The following is a 23807-nucleotide window of genomic DNA, read 5'->3' as shown; positions in this document are numbered from 1 at the left end:
TGCTTTCATGTACAGAAAACACTTTTTCAGTCTACAACTATTTTTTAACAGTCTAATACTTTTTTCTATAGTCTAAAACATTTTTTTAATGGGACAGTATGTTGACTCTCCAATTAGAGGAGTATGATATATTTGCGACCAAGTAAAAAAGCGCCCTGTAAACAGGGCGCTTCACTTTTACCTAATGACTAATATTAGCAGTTGGGTATAATGTTGTTCCTCCAATTGAAACTTTTATTTCATTTGTTAATGGAACATTTTGTTCATTAATAATTGTTCTCCACCATTCCCATGCAAGACCTGTACATTCTCTCGCTACGACTTTTACATTTTTTGAATTCGGTGGAAGTGGTATGACTGTAGAGAAATGAGCAGTTTTGTCTCTGCCGCTTCCTTCCCAAGTTTTATGGGTTAGTACTTCTTTTCCATTTTGATCATATGAGAATTCATCCCAAGATACATCAAATTGAGCAACATATGCACCAGAATGATCAAGCGTCATTTTAGCACTGGAATATTCTGTAGTTGTAGTCTCAATATAATCTGTATTGTTATGAACAGCAGCAGTTGAGTTATCTTTTAAGAAAGTGCTTGTATATGAAATTGGGTATGCTGGATTTTTAGGACTTAATTCTGCATTATCTTTAATGATATTTCGTATTTCATTAAAATCTTTTGTAACAACCTTGTTATGCTCTTTTGAATCTCCACCTAATACTACAGCGGTAAAAGTACTGTCTTCAAAAATATCTTTGTATTGTCCACTCGTTTCGACGCTGTTATTCTTAATTAAGGCTTTAAAGGCAGCTTGTACATCTTTGCTCTTAGATGTTGTTTCTAATTTCACATAAATTGTTCTGCCATAAGCTACATTTGACACCATAACAGGCGGAGCCGCATTACTTACCCCTTTACGAGTTAACTCACCAAAAGTAACACTATTATCAAAAAGATCTGATGGATTGTTAGGTAGTTCTGCACTTACGGTATAAAATATTTGCTTATATGCCGCAACCATCACTTTTTTCTCTCCGTTTGCAATCGCATTAAAGTCAATGTTCAGCCCATTATCAAGATATTTAGCGTTAACATTAAGAGTACTTGCTATTTGAGATTTACTATAAACCATAGATTCTGTATACTGCATTCTTGCAGGTAACGTATGTGTTTTTGAATACTTTTCATTCCAAGTAGATACTAAATCATCTACTGCTCCAGACACATTACTATATGTTGGATTTTGGACAATTATTGTATTTTCTTTTCTCATGCCAGGTAAGTCTATACTAATATTCAAAGGTTTTCTCTTAGCCACTAATAAACTAGGTTGATTATCTGCAAAAGCTTTATTTGCAAATTGTACTGCTCCTGGATAAGTACGATTAGCCACAGAATCAATAATCGAAATATCAACTGGTGAAGTTGTAAGTGATTTTTTCTCACGTTCAACTACTACAAATTTACCATTTGAATTTATACTTTCTTTCGGAACAAAGCTCTCTACTTTATCACCATTTACTGCTAAAACCTCTTGATTATTATACTTTAGATTTGCTATGCCAGTATCAATGCCACTAGCATTTCTTATTGCATCAGCTGAATTACCTGTTTGTGTTTCCGCGAAGGAAATAGATGAATAATTAATAGTGCATAAACTAACTAATAAACATGTTAGGAATTTTATTCCTTTAGTATTTTTCGTAATTTTCAAAAAAACAAATCCCTTCCTTTTTTTTCGTATTAAGATATGATAATTATTTATAAATAATTGCTAAATAGTGAGCTTACATAAATGCTTTTAAAAGTTCTTGAACTAATGGAAGTGCTCCACCTACAAATTTTAAAATTGTCATTGCGATTGTCATATTATTTCCTCCTCTTTTGTTGTTGCTAAGATGTGATTTATCTTTATGCTTTCATTATAGTAAGCGCTTACATTTTTATCAATACATTCTTATATGCAATATTACATATAAGAATGTAGCAAGTTCCCTTTACATTGTTAATAAGAGTAACATTAATCATATTTTTCATTCGCAGATAATGGTCTTTCTGGAAAACGCAAGTAAGAAATTTATATGGCAAATCCTAATCTATTAGCGACTCCACGTTGTTTTTTTACTTTTTTAAATAAGAAACACTCCATATTTTAACTGGTTTTTGAATCGTATATATTTTAAATTCATCCCAATAGAGTAAATCTTATTGGGATAATGCATTGAACCTGATGTAACAGTCCCCTAAAGTGTCCCATATGACTCGTTTCAAAATAGGAGAGTAAAATATAAAAAAGGAACCCGTTATGGATCCCTTTTCATCTGAATATCCTGAATTATAATCATTTTCCATTTGATCGTTGTAAAAACATTTATGCTATTTCAAATGGTTTACTAGAATATAAAATTATCTTTCCCTGTCTTAGATTTTATATATCACTCAAAAGTTGCAAAAATCCTCCGTCTTTTTAACGATGATTAATCATAAAAATATAATTAAAATGAAGATATAGCAAGAGACACCATAAAATTATGTTATGGGGGATAATAAATGATTAAAGGAATATATGAAGCCCACTTACCTGTAAGTGAGCTCGAACAATCCATTAAATTTTATGAACGATTAGGTCTAGAATTGGCTGCTAAAGGGGATAAACTAGCCTTTTTCTGGATTGAAAAGGGAAAAAGTTGGCTTGGATTATGGGAAAGTGATCAAGTTCAAATCCCTTACCACGTTTCCATTCGTCATGTTGCCTTTCAAATTGATCTGGAAGATATGGAAAATGCAAAAAAATGGTTAAACGAGCGAAATGTGGATGTGGTTGATATCTTCAATTTTCCACCTGAGCGCCAGCCATTAGTACTCCCTAATCACCCACAAGCTCATGCTGCAATTTATTTTGAAGATCCAGACGGAAATCTGTTAGAGTTCATTTCACCGCTTAGGATTGATGGTAAAGAAAAATTCGAAATGATGGAATTAAATCAATGGTTTAAGCGAACAAATCAATCTTAGGAAACAATTTCCAAAAATACCTTTTGATATTAAATGGGATAGTACCACATTACTATCAACCTAAGATGAATTTATACCCATAATTCATAAAAAGCGTTATTCTTTTTGTAGAAATATACAGAAAGGATGGCGTATTTTTTTCATTTTAGGGAAGATTTTGTTTTATTAGCGTAATAGTGTTAGGTTGCCACCAAAATTCCAAAAACCCCCCAATTTATTTTTTAGAGTAAGTTGGGGGTTTTTGAACCAGCAAGGTATATTTTTACCTATAAAAACTATGACAAAATTTATCCAGTTTTCCTTTTTGCCTACTTGCTAAATTCAGCAAGTAAAATATTTTTAAAAGGATCAGGRCTGTTAGCTCKACCCATACTGTTCAAAYTGACGGCCAACGTATGCTTGCCTCCAAGTGTACCTCCAGCAAGAGTAGAAAACCCTGGAACGCCACCTGTGTGTCCCCATATCGAGACACCGTTTGGAAGCTTAATTTCATAGATTCCAAGACCATATCCATCGATTCCTTCTCTTCCTGTAGGAACTGTAGTAAGCATTTGTTTTAGTTGCTGTTCCTTCAGTAATTTGCCACTGAGTAAGTAAGAGAAGAATTTGTTTAAGTCGTCAGCAGTAGAAATCATATCTCCATCCGAGCTACCTGGGTTAGAATAAGTAACGTCTTTTAGCTCACTTGCTCCGTCTRGTTGGAAATATCCACGGGCATGCTTGGTGCCTGGAATAACGCTTGAATTGCCAGGTAGGAATGTATTCGACAATTCAAGCGGTTCAATAATCCGATTTTCANCTTGGTGCCTGGAATAACGCTTGAATTGCCAGGTAGGAATGTATTCGACAATTCAAGCGGTTCAATAATCCGATTTTCAATCTCTTCCGCATAGCTGTTTCCAGTTACTTTTTCAATAAGRATACCCAGTAATACGTATCCTGTGTTTGAATAAGACCAGCCCTTTCCTGGGGCAAAGTCTGGGGGMAGAGAAATCCCCATCTTYACKAAYTCTTCAGSYGTATACGATTTTTTTGTATCCTTAATATCAAAGTCTTTTGACTTTATGTAGTCAGCGATACCACTTGTATGRTTCAATATCTGCCGGATAGTAATCTGGTTACCATCATATCCGTTTCCTTGAATGACACCAGGCAACCATTTTTCRATGGAGTCGTCTAGATTCAAGCGGTTCTCTCCAGCTAATTGAAGTAGAACTGTTGCAATGAACGTCTTCGTCACGCTGCCAATGCGAAAGCGAAAATCTGTTTTCATTGGTTTCTTGGTTCTCAGATCCGCTATCCCAGCGGCATAACTCCACGTTTTTCCACCCTTAGAAATTTTAGCAAGTATCCCCGGGTATCCAAGYTGCAATGTATCCCGCATTGCTTGCTTGACAGAATTACGATCTCGCTCAGTGCTTGTGTGTGACGAACTAGATACATTTTGAGTGGGCTCTGCTTTTACAATTGAGGTTGGCGTTGTGTATAACAGGGAACTTCCAGCTATTAAAAGRGCCAGACTTGCAAATGTAATTTGACTACGTRTTTTCATAAGGAATTCCTCTCCTCTATTCATATTGTATAGGTGGTTGCTTGCTGTTTCATACTAACCACACAGCTATCATCTCTACCAATGACAAAATGTCATCATTAAGTTTGTAATCGTCTTCATAATTGTTGTTTTACCAACGCCATTCTTTCCTAACAAGCGGTAAATCCCTCTCTTTTTCACATGTATGTTAACCCCAGAAATTACTTTTTTTCCTTGAAATACTCTTGTTAACTGGTTTGTTTTTCATATATACGTCATATTTGTTCCACCTTTCACGCCTCGTTATATTTTTATCATACACAATGAAACTCTCTTTTTCCTTATCCATTCCTTACAAATTACTTACGTTCAAAATAGCTTCTATTTCTTGTACGTTAAGAAACCGACTTTTTTAGGTTAAAGCTAAAATTTTTCTTTAATCTATCATTTCTTTAAAAGGAAAATCAGATGTTCAGTTTTAAAAATGTTTTAGACTGAGCATTATTGGTTTAATTGGATTTCTCAATTCTAATTGTCCTAATTTCATAAAATAAAGATTTAGACTAGTGAGTAGTTGTCGTTTCTTGAAAGAGTTTTTATAAAAATAAAGTATTAGATTAGATAGTCAATATAAAACTTACAAGTAGAAACAAATGACATTCAAAGACAGCTCTTCTTAGTAAAATTGAAAATACTCCTGTGTTAACTTGACGTGTATAGAATTTACGACAAGAAACAACCATCATTGTTATCACCTAAATGGTATAATTTAGATGATAGGGGTAAATTCAACAAAAATCAGGAGGAGTTACATGGGAAGAGAGATCCAGTTTGATAACGAAAGTATGACCCTAAAATTAAATGGAATTACAGGATTCTTTGCATTAAAATTAAAATTAAAAATTCCTTATAATACTGTTAAGAGTGTATATGTTGACTATTTTGATGCCCCTCAATGGATGCTCCGAATGCCTGGAACTTCAATTTCAGCACTTAACATTTTTGAAGGTAGTTTTAAGTATGCGGATGAATGGTATTTTCTTTCTTATGAAAACAGAGTACCTCTTGTAATGATTGAACTAGAAGGTCATGAAAAGTATAAACATGTCTTTTTTGAGATTAATGATCCTACTAGCGTAGCAGCAGAGATTAGAAAACGTATAAGGTAATTATTAGTAATGTAGTGATATCTACAAAATTACAGACCTCAACAATGGAAATTACAGAAATAAAGGGTGTTTTCACATATGGAAAACACCCTTTCAGTCTACAACTATTTTTTAATAGTCTAATACTTTTTTCTATAGTCTAAAACATTTTTTAATCAAACATCAGAGATTCATCACATATTATTAGTTTTTTAATTAGTAAGAAAGTCATTAATGAAGAAGCCCTTTTGCTCATAGTTTACGAATGGGACTAGTAAGCGCGATAATAACTTCAATGACCTTTGTAGTTGATGCCAAAATAAATATTGCAACCGGATTAAAATCGGAAATTAATCCACCTACTAGTGCTCCTAATGGCATAGCCAAACGAGTAAGTACACGTGAAAATCCTAAAACTCTTCCCTGCATATCGGTGGGGACTGTTTCCTGCCGGACGGATGCTACAATAGTATTCCAAGCTATATTACAAATCATAGCAATACCAAATGAAATGCCTGGCGCAAGCCAATATTCACTCCATATTGCATAGGTCAATCCAATTGCTCCCACCCCAAGAAGGGTTGGAATAAGGATTCCCCTTCGAAAACGTCGTTCAAGTGGAATAACAATGATACTTCCTAAAAGACCACCTACCCCGATTAAAGTATAATTAATCCCACTTTCTTCAGCAGATAGATTTAATGTAGAAAGCAAATAATACATAAGCCCACCTAATACAGCGCTAGCGCCAAAGTTTCCCACCATTGCTTGAAGAGATAAAGCAATGTTAAGACGATCATTCATTAACCATTTAAGCCCTTCTTTCATATCATTCCTTATAGTTTGCAATAGTGTTCTTGATCTATCTGTGGGTTTCTTCTTTTCTAATTTCGGCAATAGTAATACAGCAACTAAAGTAGCTATAAAAGAGATAGCATTTATCCAGAGAGCATTAATCCCACCTATTATAGCAATTATAATACCTGCTAATGCGGGTCCTGCTAAACTAGCAATTTGATTAACCATTTGGTATGCGGAATTGGCTCTTGTTAACGATTGACCTGCGATTTGTGGAATTACTGTAATAGTCGCTACGTCAAATAACATCGATAGTACGGCTAAAATAAAAGAAACAACATATAGATGCCAGAGTTGAAGTACGCTCAAGTTATACAGGATAGGAATTAAGGCTACTAAAATAATACATCCTAAATCTGCAATCCACATTAATTTCCGCCGATCAAAACGATCCACTACTACTCCTACGATTGGACCAAATAAAACAATAGGTAACACACCGATAGCAAAAAGTGAACTCATAATTATTGCTGATCCAGTTAACTTATAGGCAATCCAAGGAAGAGCAAACGTATAAAGGGAATCACCCATCCTGGAAATCAGTAAACCAAAAATAAAAATCACGTAGGTACTAGGAAAATGTGTAATTGTTGAAACTAGATTTCTACTTTGTGAATTCGGTTTCAACGATGAGTTAAAGTTTGTTTCTTTCTTCATTATCGACTCTAATTTACCTCCTTTTTTAGTAGCAAAACTTATATTAACTGGCAGTAAGCCCCTTACTTATTAAATATTTAATAAGTATAAAATTCTTTAAAATACAAAAACACTCCTTCTTTTACCCAATTATTCATTTTTCTGTAAGTTCCTGTTTATGCTAAGTTAACCTTTGTAACAAAAACGACCGTTTATGGTACTTGTTTGTTTTTTTAACAAAAGCGTTGTAACTTTTGCATTTATTTTGCACTTTTTTTAATACTTATTTTGCGTGAAAAGAAAAAAGGATCATACATATTAGTCCTGCTAATATGTATGATCCTTTTATATTTATTCTACAAACGCGCCCTTTAACAGAAGACTCGATTTCAAGATAATCTTAACAGACATTAATATCGATCTTCAGTTACTGCCCCCTTATATGTCCTAGTGACAGGGTTCTTACCATAGACCGCAAAGCACCATGATGTCAATGATTCTCCTAATTCGAATGCTCTTCTTTTATGATTTAAATGTAATGAATTATAGTATTTCTATATAACCTTCTGTTCCATTTACTCGAATACGTTGCCCATCTTTTATCAGCTTGGTGGCATTTTCAACACCGACAACGGCAGGTAAGCCATATTCACGTGCGATGACTGCTCCATGGGTCATCAGTCCGCCAACTTCGGTGACAAGTCCTTTTATGGATACAAACAATGGTGTCCAGCTAGGATCGGTGAAGGTTGTAACCAGTATATCTCCATCTTCTAGATCTGCATCTTCCATTTTTAAGATAACGCGTGCTCTGCCTTCTATAACTCCGGAAGAAACCGGTAGACCTACAATAGCTTCGGCTGGGAGATTTTCTCGTTTGTGTTTACCTACAATGATTTCACCATCAGACGTGATAACACGTGGGGGAGTTAGTTTTTCATATAGTTTGTACTCTTCTTTTCGTTTGCTGATGATCTGATAATCCAGTTTGTTTGTACCTATGACTTCGCGAAGTTCCTCAAAAGTAAGATAGTATATGTCTTCTTTTTTACGAATAACTTTGGCTTGTACAAGCTGTTCGGCTTCTTTCATCAAAGTCTGCTTATAAACGAAGTAGCGATCAATCATGCCGTATTTTGGATACTCCCGATAACCGATGAAATTCCGGATCAGGCTGATCATTCGTTTTGTCTCTTTGGCTTTTCGTTTACCATCTGGTAATTGCTTCAATTGATCTAATAACTCTTGTTCTTTTTTCAAAGCTTCCTGTCGCCCTTGCTCAAATTTTTGCTTGCTAGCATTAGGCTCAAAGTTTTTGATGTTACTGAGAATCATGGGGATGAGTGTAGTTGGTTTTTCGCTCCAACGAGTTTTAGTAATATCGATTTCTCCGGGACATCGCATTCCGTATTTGTTGAGATAAGCATTGATAGCGTCTTGGATTTCCTGTCCACCATCAAACTTAACCAGTTCATCCAAAAAGTTATCATCTTTTACATGTTGTAAATAATTGATTACTTCCGGGTAAGGACGAATCACATCTGCGACATCCAATAGCGCCAGACCCATTTCCGAAGTAATATTGTTTGGTACAGATAGAGAAAGCGTGTCTGCTACGTTTTTTTCACCTAACCACTTGTTCATTTTTTCATTGATCCATGATGAAGCATCTATAGCAGCCATAATCACACCCAAACTTTGTGGATCAAATAAAATCTTCTTTAATTTCTGGATATCCTCTAGAATAAAATCAAATAAATCTGATCCTGATTTCGTTTGAATGTTTTGTTTTAACTCTTCTATCGATATTTGACTACTCTTAATCAAATCAGAAACGATTGTCGGATCGTTTTCGATTTGTGCTTGAAAACCCGAAGACGATATATCTTTATTGCTTTTACTGGAACTCTGTACTTTTTTAACATCTGGTGACGATTTTATAAAATCTTCTCGCTCTATTATAGTCATGAGTGCGTCTTTTATGAGCGGATCGGATTGTCCCAAGGTATCTATTATCGTTTTTCTGCTGACAGGCGAAGCCAGATTATGCGTGATATCAACAAATAACCTTCCACCAGCTTTAAACCTGGGCCCAAAAGATGTTAACTGGAATAAAGACATTCCCAGTGGTTTCATGGGATCGGTCATCATTTGTTGATGACCAACAGATACATAGACGTGATTTTCTTGATCATTCGCTTCAGGGATGGGGTATAAAGTAGTGATTGGACGACTCTGGACAATATAAAATGTATCATCAACCAAACACCATTCGATATCTTGCGGACAGCCAAAATACACTTCCAGCTTTCTACCGATCCTTTCAAGCTCTAACACTTGCTCATCTGAAAGTGTAGATAGATTCTGCTGGCCCGGCTCAATTCCCTTCTTCTCCGTTCCGCCTTCTTTTCGTACATATATAGCCAGCTTTTTGGTAGAAATCGTCTTCTCCACAATACTACCTTCCCGCACTTTATAATTGTCCGCAGACACTAAGCCAGAGACAAGTGCCTCACCCAGTCCAAAGCTAGCATCGATCGACAACACCTTTCGGTTTGAGGTAACTGGATCAGCTGTAAATAGTATTCCGGAAGCTTGTGGAAAAATCATCCTTTGAATAACAACAGACAGATAAACCTTTCGATGGTCAAATCCGTTTTGCATGCGATAAATTACTGCACGATCAGTAAATAGTGAAGCCCAGCACTTACTAATATGTTGTAAAATTGCATCTTTTCCTTTGATGTTTAGATAGGTATCCTGTTGACCAGCAAAGGAGGCGTGTGGCAAATCTTCAGCAGTTGCACTGGAACGAACTGCATAAGCATGTTCATTACCAAACTGGGAGAGATAGTGAGCAACAGCCTTCACTACATCGGAAGGAATTTCTACTTCCAAAATGATTTTCCGAATCTCTCTGCTAATTTCACCAATCTGATCTCGATCCTTTACTTTTAGCAGCGTTAGTTGATCCAACAATGCGTGGAAGGCTTCGTTTTGTTCGAGAGCTTTTTGATAAGCTTCTGTCGTAACACAAAATCCTTCTGGCACTTGTATTCCATGAATCTTCGATAGTTTCCCTAAATTCGACCCTTTTCCTCCAGCGAGCAAAAGTTGCGTTTTATCGATCTCCCGAAACTCTAGTACATATGGTTTCATTTCTTTCCCTCCCATTTATCAGCTCAATACCAAGAAGAATCATATGACAAAAATTGTTCATCTGATCAACCAATTACGCTGTCCACTCGTTCTTGCTCCTGGCGAAGTTCCACGTTCATATCAAACACTCCTTTAAAAAAATAAAAATAGGTGTTGACTGAAAAGAATTTTATGATGTATAATTAAAATAGGGATAATTTATACAAAAATTCATTATTGGTTTATCTATATAAATTTACCACAGTTTCTCATTTTTATCAATGTATTTACACGACCATAATTGTTGCAAATTCAAAGGAAGAAAAAACCCATTTTACAAGACAAATAACTCACAAAAAATGATATCCAAATATCCAATCATTTAGTGTAGCGTTAGGAAAATACGGATTTACAACGTTAAGAAATTCCAATATTAAAAAGCCCAATTTCTTAGTATTATTATTAAGAAATTGGGCTTTTTTCGTTACCTCATTAAAGCGCCCGATTATTGAGGATTTTAAAGAGTGATTTTAAATATTTTACCTTTCCTCACAAATAATTGATTATCACTATTACTTGTATATTCTCCAATTTCTGTACCTAAACGGCTGTACAAAGAAAATACCTTTTGATGACTTAATTTTACATAGATTGTTTTAAAATTTTTAGATTTATAATACGGCATAATAATATCCCTAAACCATATTTGACCATTCCCTCTACCTTCTTGGGATATATGAAAATAGTTAAATATCAAGACATCGTTATTATTTTCATTTATAGGTATGGGTTCTTTAAAAAAGATTTTATAGTCGATAATTCCTTTATTAACAAGAGCAATGCCTAAATATTTTTCATCCTTCATCATAACATGGAAATCCATATTCATATCCCTATTTATTTCTAACCTTCTCAATAGTAATAGTCACCTTGTTTAAAATCCTGAATTTTAGTATAACGTGAAGTGAAATTATCTGATTGGATACTAACATCTGGAGAACCATCTTTCCAATCGAAGTCAAGATACCACTCCTACTGACGGAAACTTATGTATATAAAAAGGAATAGCAGAAATTTGACTGACATTATAATAGAAAGGACTACTGTTCAGTTAGGAAAATTCTTTTACTAACCTTAGATGAGATAAACAATTTTCACCACCGATAAACAGCGGATATTTATTTAGATCATTTAATTCATTCACTTCTATGACATCCTGATTTTCTTTTGAAATAACAAAAATGAAAAATGTTTGAGTTTTGGTTCTACAAGTAAAAATGTTAAAATGTATATCAGCACTATTTGAATAAAAAAGCTTATAGTTAATAAAACACAATTACTAATACGTTTATCATTGATTAAAGATGTAACACCCATTACTACAAATGAATTACAAAAACGAAGGACAAAGATAAAACAACATTAAATTCCACCCTTATATATTCCACAAATAAAATAGAGTATATTATGAAATACTTTTTATATTATGCTTTATGTAAAAGAAAAAACTAGGATGAAAAAAGGAGATACAATGAAAAAGAAAAAAGAACGAAAAGAAGCCGGATGGAACTTAGACAATAGTTATGCCCGCCTGCCAGAATCATTTTTTACCAAGCTTAGCCCAACTCCTGTAGACTTACCAAAGCTAGCCATTCTTAATAATCCTGTGGCAACATCACTAGGATTAAATATCGAGGCACTACAAGGCGAAGAAGGCGTAGCGGTGCTTGCTGGCAACCGAATTCCTGAAGGTTCTATTCCTCTTGCTCAAGCTTATGCAGGACATCAATTTGGACATTTTAATTTGTTAGGAGACGGTCGTGCTCTACTGATTGGTGAACAGATTACTCCTTTAGGCGAGCGCTTTGATATTCAGCTAAAAGGAGCTGGGAGAACGCCATACTCTCGCCGAGGTGATGGCAGAGCGGCACTTGGACCAATGCTGCGCGAATATATCATCAGTGAAGCAATGCATGCGCTTGGCATTCCTACTACTCGTAGTCTAGCCGTAGTAGCAACTGGCGAATCAATCCTTCGCGAAACTGGCCTACCTGGTGCAATTCTAGTTCGTGTGGCTGCTAGTCATCTACGCTTCGGTACATTTCAATACGTAGCTCAATGGGGCACCGTTGAGGAACTCAGAATTTTAGCTGACTATGCGCTAGAACGTCATTTTCCAGAAATTGAAGCTGATGAGAATCGATACCTTTCACTGCTTCAAGAAGTGATCAAACGTCAAGCAGCGTTGATTGCCAAATGGCAACTAGTTGGCTTTATCCACGGAGTGATGAATACTGACAACATGACCATTAGCGGAGAAACCATTGATTACGGACCTTGTGCCTTTATGGATGAATATGACCCAGCAACGGTATTCAGTTCCATTGACACGCAAGGCCGATATGCCTATGGTAACCAACCATACATTGGTGTGTGGAATCTCGCGCGATTTGCTGAAACTTTATTACCACTGCTACATGAAGACGAGGAGCAGGCTGTCAAACTAGCCCAAGATGCGATTTCAGTTTTCGGTGCACAGTATAAAAGTAATTGGCTCGCTGGGATGAGAGCAAAACTCGGCATATTTAACGAAGAGATAGAGGATGAGTCCCTTGTTGAAGAACTCCTGGATATAATGGAGAAGTATCACGCAGACTATACCAATACATTCCTTGCATTAACGTTTGATACACCTGAGGATACAAAATTATTTGGAAGCACAGAATTTGCTAAGTGGCGCGAAAAATGGCAGGCGCGACTAGACAGACAACAAGAATCAAAAGCATCCTCGCATCAGTTGATGCAAAGCAACAATCCTGCGCTAACCCCACGAAACCACCGTGTGGAAGACGCCCTAGAGGCCGCAGTGAAACAAGGAGACTACAGCGTGATGGAGCGACTGCTTGCTGTTCTTTCAAATCCTTACGCGCATTCACCTGAACAGCGTGAGTACGCTACACTTCCCGCACCATCAGCCCGACCTTATCGAACTTTTTGTGGTACGTGAGAAAGAATTCAGTTAACACTTTATCATGAGTTACTATTTATACAACATAATGCTACCCCCTCACCTGATGGGGTAGCATTTCTTTTCTAATATGATCCAGTTATAAAACAGACCGCTCTTTTATTTCTCTTCATTCTTTATAAGATTCTCTCTCATCAACCCAGCAATCCCTTTATGGTCCTCACTATCAATTTGTTCAAGTTGCTGAATTACTAACTCCTGCCGCTCCATGGAATGATTTTGACTTACTTTCCGTTTCCCCTCAATCCGATCAATTTTTATTTTGAACCCAACAATCCCCTTACTTAATCCTTCAATGTAACTAGGTTCCACATCATCTAACGAATAAGAACTCGCTGGATTCTCATATTTTTCTACTAAATCACGCAAAGAACCTAGAAGTTCTTGTTCGTTTTCTACAATCTTCATTTCACCATATACATGAACTGCTACATAGTTCCATGTTGGAACGGCTTTATTCGTTTCATACCATGAAGGAGAGATATAACAATGTGGTCCTTGAAAAACAGCAAGTACTTTCTGCTCTCCAATATCTTTCCATTGTTCATTCGGACGTGCAAAATGACCATATAGAATTCGTTCATCTCTATTCAATAATAACGGTAGATGTGTCGCATATGGCTCCCCATTATGCTGAGAAAATAACGTTGCAAAACCATTTTGTTCAATGATTTCATATTTTGTTTTTTCATCGGTTATGTTGAAGTATTTTGGTATGTACATAATTCCCCTCTTTTTCTTAAATACTTTTTGTTTTTGATTATATGTTTCATCTAACCAAACCAACAGGGACAGATTATATATATTTTATAAGGACAGTTTCATTTCCTATTCTTCGATTTTAAAAATTTTATTCGGATTTAAAATATTTTGCGGATCAAGAACTTGTTTAATTTTTTTCATTACAAGAAGCGCTGCCCCATGCTCTTTTTCTTGATATTTTTGTTTTCCAATCCCTACCCCATGTTCTCCTGTACATGTTCCACCACGTTCAAGAGCATACATCACAATTTTTTCATTTGTTGCTTCAGCTTTACTCACTTCCTCTTTATCACTTGGATTAACCATTAATAAAACATGAAAATTCCCATCTCCTACATGCCCAAGGATTCCACCAACTAGGCCAATAGAATCTAAAGTCTCTTTTGCATGCTGTATTGCATCTGCTAACTCTGAAATAGGGACACAAACATCCGTACTCATCAGCTTTTTACCAGGATAACTATGAACATAAGCATACGCTAAATTGTGCCTTGCGTCCCATAATTGATTCCTTGCTGCTGTTTCGGTTTCAAATTCAATGTTCTTGCATTTATGATCCTGAACAATTTCTTTTGTAAATTCAATATCTTGCTTTAATCCAGCTTCATTTCCATGAAACTCTAAAAATAATGTTGGTTCTTCTCTATAATTTGTTTCACTATATTTGTTAACTTGTTTCATCGAAAGTTCATCGACAAGCTCAATTCTCGCAATTGGAATACCAGCTTGTAAAATATCAATCACAGCTTCTATCGCATCATTCACAGCCGGAAAAGATGCTCTTGCCGCCATAGTATGTTCTGGTATACCGTATACTTTAAGTGTTAACTCAGTAAAGCAACCAAGCGTACCTTCTGATCCAACGAAAATACCGTTTAAATGATAACCAGATGATGACTTTGCAGCTAAATTACCTGTATGTATAATTGTCCCATCAGCAAGCACAACTTCTAAATCACGAACTTGATCACGCATAACACCATACTTTACTGCTGTTGTTCCACTTGCATTTGTGGCAGCCATTCCACCTAATGTCGCATCCGCTCCTGGATCCACACTAAAAAACAAACCGTGCTTTTTCAACTCTTTATTCAGTTGTGAACGAGTTACTCCAGGTTGTACCTTAACAAGAAAATCTTTTTCTCTTACCTCGAGTATTCGGTTCATGAGAGAGAAGTCCATTGTAATTCCCTTTTCATATGGAATAACATGTCCTTCTAAACTTGACCCAACTCCAAAAGGTACAACAGACTTTTGATGTTGATTCGCTAGTTTCATTACTTTACTAACTTCTTCTGTCGTCTTTGGAAATACAACAACATCTGGCAAGCTACTAGCGTGATAGGATTCATCTTTACTATGTAATTCTCTTACTGTCATATTTACTACTACTTGATTTTCAGGGAGTATTTCTTTTAAATCACTTACTAAACGCTCAATTGTTATTTCCATCTTATTTTCTCCTCTTCTTAAAAATCTAAATTTAAAAATAAGCCTACCATTTTTATACATAATAATCTGAAAAATACAATTATTCAAGTTTTACATACAGAAGATAACTATAAAAAAACTATCTTTCTATTTGACAGAATGAATAATCTTCACCTATCTTATATGTAACATACATATTCTTATGTAATATAAAGGTGGTGTTATAAATGATAGTTCTTAAAACAGAACGACTCGTTCTTCGCTGGTTAGAAATTAAAGATGCACCATTTATATTGGAGCTGTTAAACGACCCTGCATGGTTACAATTCATTGGCGATAAAGGTGTTCGAACTCTTGAAAACGCACAGGAATATATTTTGAATGGTCCAGTTGATATGTATCACCGCTTCGGTTTCGGCCTTTACTTAGTAGAACGAAAAGAAGATCTTATGCCACTAGGAATATGTGGCCTTGTCAAAAGAGATTCCTTAGAAGATATAGATATTGGTTTTGCTTTTTTAGAAAAGTTCCGTTCCAAAGGATATGCTTATGAATCCGCTTCAGCTGTGATGGACTACGGGACAAATACATTAGGACTACATCGGATTGTGGCAATTACTTCGATAGACAACAATGATTCAGCAAAACTTTTAGAAAAATTAGGCTTACGGTTTGAAAGAATGATTCCATATTCCAAAGAAGAAGAAGAAGTTAAATTATTTAGTTATACCTCACCTTCTTCCTAACAATAATATGAAAAGGTCGCCATATTCATATGACGACCTTTTTTCATTACTTCACTTCTACCGTATAATTTCCCGATCCACCACTATACTTATATACATGTAAATAGTATTTTCCTGGGTACGTATAATAATTCCCTACTAGTTTATTTCCTTCTCGCTGAGCATAGGTAATATAATTATTTAAATCTGCTTCAGAGTATAACACCCAGTTCATACCAAGATTATTTTCATTCGTCACGTTGATTTGGAGATTTTTTGCAGTCTCAACGTTAATTTCAAAGAAATCATTTTCATCTCCGTCACTTAAACTACCACGTAATAGCTTATTCAGTGATAGTTTATTTGCTGTTTCAAATGAATTGTTCGGTTCTGCTTCTACACTACCAGTATCTTTCTTTTGAACTGTTACATTTGTTGTTGCAGTAGCAGTTGCTCCTTTATCATCTGTTACTGATAATTTCACTGTATACGTTCCTTCTTTTGTATATACATGAGATGGATTTTTCTCATTACTTAATTGCCCATCCCCAAATTCCCATTTATAAGCAGCTATTTTTCCATCTTCGTCTTTTGAACCGTCACTCTTGAAAGAAATTGCTTCATTTACATTCCCGCTATATGGACCATTTATAACAGCAACCGGCGCTTTATTCCCTGTACTTTCTTCCGTATTTATACCGTGAAACACAAGATCATATTCAAATTGACCAGATGCATTGACCCGATAATTAACAAAATAAGCTGTTACTGTTTTATAGCCTGTCCACTCTTTTTCTGCTAAACGTTTCAATGAATCATTCACCGTTTGTATTATCGTTTTCCAGTCTTCATATTCTCCTTTTGCAGTGCCTCCTGTATATGTTCCTTGCAGTGTGAATGTATTGAAAAATTGTGATTTATGCTTTGTCACTTTGACGTCTTTTAATTTCGCTTCTGCTGTAATATCCGCCTCAATATCTGAAACAGGTTTCAGTGCATGTTTTGCTAAATAATTATCCGATACTAATGGGACATTATATTTATCGCGATTATCTACTAACATTTGCATATAATCTTGATATTCTTTGTTTAGCCCTGAATCTTTACTTAACGCTAAGCGGTATGCATCATATCCTGATACATCATTTTTCCGAATCAAATCGTGAATCTTATCAAACATATCATACCGCTTATTATACATATAAGATTGCAGCGCAAAGGAGTAATTATAAAAATCCCACGTTCCGTATTTTGCATTCAATGTTTGTTCTGCTGTGTAACGATCTGCCGGATTAGAAGATAACCCTCCTATAATACTCTTTCTTGGAACAACATTATCTGTTCTAGTTGAACCTGCAAAAAACTCAGCATTTCCTTCTTCAAACCAAGATAAGCGCTCATCTTCGTAGATTTTACCTTCTCCCCACAGGCCGGGCACTTCATATCTTCCTTGTAGATAATGTGTAAATTCATGACGGAACAATTCTTCTAAACTATATATACTCTCCTCTGGTGTACGTTCATATGTGAAAAACGTTCCTGTTCCTTCGATATAAAGACCACCATTATTTGTTTCATATCCATATAATTGACGGTTAAATTGATATTCAGCTGGACTATTATATATAACCATTGTTAACACATCGTCTGGATTTCCATTTTCAAGTGGTTTATCGCTTTCAACTGTACGGTGAAATTGGGCCTTCACTTCTTTAGCCGCCCAGTATAAACGTTTTACTTTCTCTTCTGTTACTTTATCCCCCGCTTTCAATACAATCGCTCCATCATCAAATGTATACGTTTTAGGTAAGTACTTTTTCTTTCCATCTTCACGTATTTGGTCTAGATCAATTGTTTTCCCATTTGCGTCCTTCCCGCCGTAATTCGTAGTGATTTGTTCAGCAGCTACAAAGTATTGTTCACTTAAATACGGATACACTTTCATCGCTTCCGTTACAACTTGCAAACCTTTTGTTGAAGTAGTATGGAACATCCCAAGCCTTCCTGTATAATACAATCCATTATTAATGAGCCATCCATTTTTATCCGTAACCGTACCAATTAATGCAAAACGACTTAGCTCATTAATATAGCCATCTATCTTTTTATACCACATCGTATCTTTTGGCTCTTTTCTCGTATCATATAAATAAGATTGTATGTCATAATCTATTCCCTGCATAATATCGTATACAGCACTTCCTGCAGAACGACTATCAACATACGTCGGAAGGTTATCGTTATATTGTTTAAAAATCGGCGTTGCAAGTGAAACTATTTCCGGATCACTGGAGGCATTCCCGATTAACTTCCCGTATGAAGATACTACTCTATCTTGTTCAGATGTACCTAACTTAAAATTAGGGTTTTTCGCAATTAGTTTTAATGCAGGTAAGCATTTATCATGATAGCTACGCTCATTTAGTTTGCTTAATTCATTATGATAAAACCCTAAATAAAATCCTGATCGTAACACTTCTACCAATGTTTCAATTCCTTTTGAATCATCCTTTGTATATGTTTTTCCTTGCTGTGCTAATTTATCAATAATTGCTTGCATCCGACTATCATTTTGATAGAATGCAAGGCTATCATTATTAAATTGGAAAAGACCCGAAATTTGTTCCCAATTAATTGTTACAAGTAAATCTACTAATTGTTGATTGCTTAATTGATTTAATTCTGCAATTGTATATTTTTTTGCTGGTGCTTCTTGTTTTGTTTCTTTCATTACCTCTGGTGGACGCTGTGATAAATCTGATAATTGTAACCTTTTCTCAAAAGACTTATTTTCTAATACATTTGATGAATGCGCTAGTTCTTGTAACGGTAACTGTACACCAGTTGGCTCCATTCGCAATACGTTTCGATAGGAATGCGCTTTATCATTTTTATTGTCTTTCGCTAGCGCCTCCCCTTGAAAACTACCTAACATGAAAGTAATCAAACTTACCCCAGCTAACACTTTTTTTGAATAATCTCTCATACGCATACGTCTCCCCTACTTTACATTTTTTATTGTCCCCGTAATTATTTTACTAGTTTTACTAGTTATTAACTATTGAGAAAAAAACTATCAAAACTAATAAATATATCATCTATACATCTTTTATACAGGTAAAACTACCCTTATTTTTACTAAAAATAGAATTTTCTAATAATATATTATATGATTGTTTTAGAAAGCAAATATATATACAACTCATGATAAAGAAAGAATAGGATGTATATTATTCATTTTTTAGTAAAATTACCATTTACATTTTATTAAAAGAGGTGGGTATTCTATGATTCAACAATTAAAATCATATTACGGAGAAGATATGTGTATTGCTGAACTCCATTTATGCGAAGAATATAAATGGTTTTTAGTTGATGGAAAAAAAGTCGGAATACGCAGAAAGCGCCTACACAAAAACGAAAATGATTTACTTACATCAATTTTAACTCCTATTGATACAAACACATTTTATAAAACAAAAGCTGAAAAGACCTGGTATGAGATACTTTATCAAAATAAAACTATAACGATCTCATCCATGCAATTTTTACATTTTTTCATGAACCAAACTATTATAGAACGCGATGAATTTCAAAACGCATTACAATCCATGTTCCCTTTTTCTACTACAGTTGTTTGGGAGAACTCCCAGGCCGGCGTTGTCATATTAACAGCACCTTCATCAGACTATTCATTACAAGCAATCATTGATACGTTAGAAGCTGATTTTTTCGTTTCAATTTCCTTCTTTATCGGCAAACTTTATACACAAGCAACTACACCTTCTCATCTCTATCAATGGGAAAGGAATTTTTTCTCAAGCCTTTCTCCCTATCTATCAAAAAAAATAATAAGTATGGAACATATACTTCCTTATCAATTCATTACTGCATTACCGAAACATGAAAAGGAAGAATATATAAAACGACTGCTTCAAAATATACAGGACGATAAAGAATTAATTCATACCATTCAAGTATTCTTTCAATGTAACTTAAACGTTTCACTCGCTGCAAAACAATTATATTTACATCGTAATACACTGCAATATCGCATTGATAAATTCATTGAGAAAACAGGCATTAATATTAAAACATTTGAAGGTGCTGTAGCGGTCTATATGGCATTTCTAACTTTACAAATATCACACAAACCCAAACAATCATACTCCCCTTTCAATTCCTAGTAGACTTGCCTAAAAAACTCTTTATATTTTTGTGCAATATGTCAATATACCTAATTATATAAAACGCTTACAATATAACTAATTATTAGATAAGGAGTGATATAATGGCGGAATTAGTACTAGATCACATTTTTAAAGTCTACGATAATAAAGTGACTGCTGTATCTGATTTCAATTTACATATTGAAGATAAAGAGTTTATTGTATTCGTTGGTCCTTCCGGCTGCGGAAAATCTACAACTTTACGTATGATTGCTGGCTTAGAAGACATCTCTGATGGATCTTTTTATATTGACGGGGAACGAATGAACGATGTTCCTCCAAAAGACCGTGATATTGCAATGGTATTTCAAAATTACGCATTATATCCACACATGTCCGTATATGATAATATGGCCTTTGGTTTAAAATTACGCAAACTGCCTAAGGAAGAGATTAATCGTCGCGTAACAGAAGCTGCAAAGATTCTAGGCCTAGAAGAATACTTGAAACGTAAGCCAAAAGCATTATCTGGCGGCCAGCGTCAACGTGTTGCTTTAGGACGGGCGATTGTTCGTGATGCAAAAGTCTTTTTAATGGACGAACCTTTATCCAATTTAGATGCAAAGTTACGTGTTAGTATGCGTTCTGAAATTTCTAAACTACACCGTCGTCTCGATACAACAACTATTTACGTTACACATGATCAAACCGAGGCGATGACAATGGCAACTCGTCTTGTTGTTATGAAAGATGGGCTTATTCAACAAGTTGGTAGCCCAAAAGAAGTATATGATGCCCCAGAAAATATCTTTGTCGGAGGTTTTATCGGTTCTCCAGCAATGAACTTTTTTAACGGAACATTACAAGATGGTTATATAAACATCGATGGTATTCGTTTAAAAATACCAGATGGACAATTAAAGATATTACAAACACAAGGTTACAACGGGAAGAAGCTGACCCTCGGTATTCGTCCAGAAGATATTCACGATGAACCAGTTGTACTACAAGCATCTCCGGAATCAACCATTGAAATTACCGTTGAAGTAGCTGAATTACTAGGTGCTGAGTCAATGATTCATGGCAAACTTGCCGAACAAAATTTTGTTGCCAGAATCAACGCTCGTTCAGAAATAAAAACGAACGACAAACTAAAATTAGCCTTTAGTTTAAGCAAGGCTCATTTTTTCGATAGCGATACAGAACGACGTATACGAAATAAATAGAGCTGATTCATTAAAAACGAAAAGAGGAAAGTTACGAAGATTCACGAGTATATTGTTAACACTCATAAAGAGTCTCCAGTTATTTTGCTTGGCGACCTAAATGATGATGAACACTCTATTCCGATAGAAGGCATTAACTAATAGAGAAAGGCTTTTAGAAGGAGACGGAAAAGCCTATTCAACACTTCCTGAAGAAACACAAAAGATCGGGTACGACTATAAACTTTACGATGCTTTTGACTTAGCTCCAAATCAAAGTGGACAAAAAAGATTGCCAACACATTATTATAAAAAAGTAGGAAACGTATTAGACTATATTTTTGTATCTAATGCACTCAATGAGAAAAACGAACAGCACGTTGGTCGAGTAAGCACATATGAGGTACTCGACCGACATTTAAAATGTGATGATATTGGAAATCAAAAACAATCTGATCATGCCCAAGTGGTTGCAACCATAAAGTTTAAAGAAAATTAATCCAAGAATTAAAAAAAGGTGTTTTTAAGTTAAAAAACACCTTTTTTACGTCCATGTACTCATAGATATTTTAGTTATTATGTTTATTCATCATATTCACTACAAAACTGAAGATCAATTGTCGTCATTATATATGCCAGCCTTTCTCCTTGAAATAACTTAGCATTTTTCGGTAATTTTCACCGTACTTCTCTTGAAATTCTTTTCCGAAATCCTCTTCGATATGCTGCATCATCATATCATGGTAAAATGCATTTTTTATTACTTCTATTACCGCTGGATGATTCGTTTCTAATGCAGATGGTTTGATTTCTCCTCCGAAACTACCAATTAACGCTGAACTAGAGTCACAAAGAATAGAAAACTTTCTTTCATCAGTTGGCCATTCTTCATCTCTATAATGCTGAAACACATGTTTTAAAGATGTTTTACATGGTCCAATTGTAATAAGAATTACACTAACCCCTTTAGATTCTGCTAAAAGTAAGGATTCTTCTACATATCGAACATCTTCTGCCCATATATCAACAACAATCGATGCTTCTGCATTTACGATAGCTCGTTGTACAGTTTTCTCTAGCGCTTTACTTCCTTGCCAATTATAAAAAGCGGGTGCAGGTTTTGGTGATGGCTTTAAATTTTCGATAAGAGCTTTTGAAGTTTGTTCAAATTCTGTTTGAACAAGACGTAACAATTGTTCAATTGGAACAGCGTCATAAAGAACTGTTTCTCCTTCAATACTACGACAAGCTCCTTTGTCCGTTAACGATCGTAACGCAGCATATACATTCGTTCTGGAAACTGACACTCGTTTTGCAACTTCATAACCTGATATCCCAGGTTCTTCGTGCAATGTCATATAGCATCTTGCTTCCAAATCAGACAATCCTATCTTTTTTAGCAAATCAATCATTAGAAAACCTCCTTACTTCTTTCTTATATTTCGAGATTACGTTTTAAGTAGTATCTAAAAATACTACTAGTTGAACCGTACACTTTCTCGTTCTAGAAGTCAATCATCTCAATCTAATATCACATCATTTCCCTTTTCACACATCTCACTTATATAATTTCAAAAAGCCCCTCGTTAATCCCATAATTATGTTAATATTATAAATATTACATTTGAAAGGAGAATATTTACAGTGCATGTTTATTTAGTAACTCCTACAATTGATTTAAAAAAAGAGTACTTAGATTTCTATCAAGAATGGAAAGATAGTGGTGAAACGATGGTTCCCTGGGTTATTACAAAAGACCCCTCCAATTTCCCAGCAATGGTTCAAGAACTACTCGATGCAGCGGCAGGAAAAAACATTCCCGATAGTTGGGTTCCTGACTCTACGTATTGGCTAGTCACAAATAATAAAAAAGTTGTTGGGGCTGTTAATATTCGTCATCGTTTAACAGAGCACCTTTTCAACGCTGGCGGGCACATTGGTTATGGTATTCGTCCTTCAGCAAGACGGAAAGGATATGCTACAAAATTATTAGCTTTATCATTAAAAAAGATAAAAGAAGTTGGTGTTACAAAAGTTCTTGTCGTTTGCGATGAAAGAAATACCGCTTCCGAAAAAACAATTCTACATAATAGAGGCCTTCGTGACAGTAATTATATTGAAGATGATGGTAACGTTGTGAGAAGATTCTGGATTGAACTTTGAT

The 23807-nt window shown here is 35.2% G+C and carries 16 protein-coding genes and 2 pseudogenes; 8 read left to right on the top strand and 10 right to left on the bottom strand.

The genetic code is table 11. The features are described 5' to 3' along the window. Positions 1-181: 181 nt before the first annotated feature. Positions 182-1711, bottom strand: coding sequence for a thiol-activated cytolysin family protein (locus tag AZF08_RS23910; protein ID WP_033677624.1), 1530 nt, complete (start codon positions 1709-1711; stop codon positions 182-184). A gap of 836 nt (positions 1712-2547) precedes the next feature. Between AZF08_RS23910 and AZF08_RS23905 the strand changes: the two genes are divergently transcribed. Then, positions 2548-3012 carry a VOC family protein gene (locus AZF08_RS23905; RefSeq protein WP_033677626.1) on the top strand — a complete coding sequence of 155 codons (465 nt, stop codon included), beginning with the start codon at positions 2548-2550 and terminating at the stop codon, positions 3010-3012. A gap of 308 nt (positions 3013-3320) precedes the next feature. Here the strand turns inward: AZF08_RS23905 and AZF08_RS23900 are convergent. Then, positions 3321-4564, bottom strand: a pseudogene (locus tag AZF08_RS23900) (serine hydrolase domain-containing protein). Between the two features lie 96 nt (positions 4565-4660). Next, positions 4661-4765: pseudogene (locus AZF08_RS32280) on the bottom strand (ATP-binding cassette domain-containing protein); the annotation flags it as partial. 590 nt (positions 4766-5355) lie between these two features. Between AZF08_RS32280 and AZF08_RS23895 the strand changes: the two are divergent. After that, positions 5356-5712 carry a hypothetical protein gene (locus AZF08_RS23895; protein ID WP_033677631.1) on the top strand — a complete coding sequence of 119 codons (357 nt, stop codon included), beginning with the start codon at positions 5356-5358 and terminating at the stop codon, positions 5710-5712. 231 nt (positions 5713-5943) lie between these two features. Here AZF08_RS23895 and AZF08_RS23890 read toward each other — a convergent pair whose 3' ends face one another. The 3 genes from AZF08_RS23890 to AZF08_RS23880 form a co-directional block, all read right to left on the bottom strand. Further along, positions 5944-7206 (bottom strand): MFS transporter, encoded by a 1263-nt coding sequence (locus tag AZF08_RS23890; protein WP_051725904.1) that lies wholly within the window; start codon positions 7204-7206, stop codon positions 5944-5946. 522 nt (positions 7207-7728) lie between these two features. Next, on the bottom strand, positions 7729-10344 hold the full coding sequence (gene ppsA / locus AZF08_RS23885; protein ID WP_033677632.1) for a phosphoenolpyruvate synthase: 2616 nt from the start codon (positions 10342-10344) through the stop codon (positions 7729-7731). A 496-nt stretch (positions 10345-10840) separates the two neighbouring features. Then, the gene (locus AZF08_RS23880; protein WP_051725905.1) at positions 10841-11239 is read right to left on the bottom strand and encodes a hypothetical protein; all 399 of its coding nucleotides are present in this window, start codon (positions 11237-11239) and stop codon (positions 10841-10843) included. A 615-nt stretch (positions 11240-11854) separates the two neighbouring features. Between AZF08_RS23880 and AZF08_RS23875 the strand changes: the two genes are divergently transcribed. Next, entirely contained in the window at positions 11855-13330 is a 1476-nt protein-coding gene (locus tag AZF08_RS23875) for a protein adenylyltransferase SelO (protein ID WP_033677634.1), read from the top strand. Positions 13331-13450: 120 nt separating this feature from the next. On the opposite strand, the gene AZF08_RS23870 is transcribed toward AZF08_RS23875, so the two are convergent. Together AZF08_RS23870 and AZF08_RS23865 are read right to left on the bottom strand one after the other, a co-directional pair. Next, a complete protein-coding gene (locus AZF08_RS23870; protein ID WP_033677635.1) occupies positions 13451-14074 on the bottom strand; it encodes an FMN-binding negative transcriptional regulator in 624 nt (207 codons plus the stop codon). 105 nt (positions 14075-14179) lie between these two features. Next, complete coding sequence (locus tag AZF08_RS23865) at positions 14180-15565, bottom strand: FAD-binding oxidoreductase (protein WP_033677636.1); 1386 nt, start codon at positions 15563-15565, stop codon at positions 14180-14182. 206 nt (positions 15566-15771) lie between these two features. On the opposite strand from AZF08_RS23865, the gene AZF08_RS23860 reads away from it, so the two are divergent. After that, positions 15772-16290, top strand: a complete 519-nt coding sequence (locus tag AZF08_RS23860; protein WP_033677638.1) for a GNAT family N-acetyltransferase — start codon at positions 15772-15774, stop codon at positions 16288-16290. A gap of 46 nt (positions 16291-16336) precedes the next feature. On the opposite strand, the gene colA is transcribed toward AZF08_RS23860, so the two are convergent. Further along, positions 16337-19255, bottom strand: a complete 2919-nt coding sequence (gene colA, locus AZF08_RS23855) for a collagenase ColA (RefSeq protein WP_033677662.1) — start codon at positions 19253-19255, stop codon at positions 16337-16339. Between the two features lie 301 nt (positions 19256-19556). Between colA and AZF08_RS23850 the strand changes: the two genes are divergently transcribed. From AZF08_RS23850 to AZF08_RS31600, 3 genes are all read left to right on the top strand, one after another. Further along, complete coding sequence (locus AZF08_RS23850) at positions 19557-20456, top strand: PucR family transcriptional regulator (RefSeq protein ID WP_051725908.1); 900 nt, start codon at positions 19557-19559, stop codon at positions 20454-20456. A 104-nt stretch (positions 20457-20560) separates the two neighbouring features. After that, positions 20561-21664: an ABC transporter ATP-binding protein gene (locus AZF08_RS23845; RefSeq protein WP_033677640.1), complete on the top strand. Its 1104-nt coding sequence runs from the start codon at positions 20561-20563 to the stop codon at positions 21662-21664. Positions 21665-21935: 271 nt separating this feature from the next. Next, positions 21936-22142 (top strand): hypothetical protein, encoded by a 207-nt coding sequence (locus AZF08_RS31600; protein WP_235190104.1) that lies wholly within the window; start codon positions 21936-21938, stop codon positions 22140-22142. Between the two features lie 127 nt (positions 22143-22269). Here AZF08_RS31600 and AZF08_RS23835 read toward each other — a convergent pair whose 3' ends face one another. After that, on the bottom strand, positions 22270-23055 hold the full coding sequence (locus AZF08_RS23835; protein WP_033677642.1) for a TrmB family transcriptional regulator: 786 nt from the start codon (positions 23053-23055) through the stop codon (positions 22270-22272). Between the two features lie 232 nt (positions 23056-23287). On the opposite strand from AZF08_RS23835, the gene AZF08_RS23830 reads away from it, so the two are divergent. Further along, positions 23288-23806 carry a GNAT family N-acetyltransferase gene (locus tag AZF08_RS23830; protein ID WP_033677644.1) on the top strand — a complete coding sequence of 173 codons (519 nt, stop codon included), beginning with the start codon at positions 23288-23290 and terminating at the stop codon, positions 23804-23806. Position 23807 lies beyond the last annotated feature (1 nt).

It is taken from the genome of Bacillus gaemokensis (assembly GCF_001590835.1).
Classification (GTDB): Bacteria; Bacillota; Bacilli; order Bacillales; family Bacillaceae_G; genus Bacillus_A; species Bacillus_A gaemokensis.
Note: the sequence above shows the minus strand (reverse complement) of the source record. Positions and strands in the feature narration are given on the sequence as shown.